We start from the raw sequence: 312 nt of genomic DNA on the forward strand, positions 1-312 counted from the left end.
ATTTCTCTAAAAACAAAAAAAAAAAAAAAAAAAAAAAAAAAAAAAAAAAAAAAACAAACAACCCAAAAAAAAAAAAAAAAAAAAAAACAAAAAAAACAAAAACAAAAAAAAAAAAAAAAACCAAAAAAAAAAAAAAAAAAAACCACCAAAAAAAACAAAATCAAAACCAAAAATGCAAAACAAAAAAAAAAAAAAACAAAAACAAAAAAAAAAAAAAAAAAAAAACAAACAAACCACCCCCCACCCCCCCCCCCCCCACAAACACACAACCCACCAGACCAACACAACCCCCACCCCCCAAAACCCACACAA

General features: G+C 25.6%; 1 protein-coding gene. It reads right to left on the minus strand.

What is annotated here, in order from left to right:
• Positions 1-6: 6 nt before the first annotated feature.
• Positions 7-237 (minus strand): hypothetical protein, encoded by a 231-nt coding sequence (locus PUR71_RS40935; RefSeq protein WP_329924461.1) that lies wholly within the window; start codon positions 235-237, stop codon positions 7-9.
• Between the last annotated feature and the right edge of the window lie 75 nt (positions 238-312).

Origin of the sequence: Streptomyces sp. SP17BM10, from assembly GCF_036322405.1 — a bacterium.
Taxonomy (GTDB): domain Bacteria; phylum Actinomycetota; class Actinomycetes; order Streptomycetales; family Streptomycetaceae; genus Kitasatospora.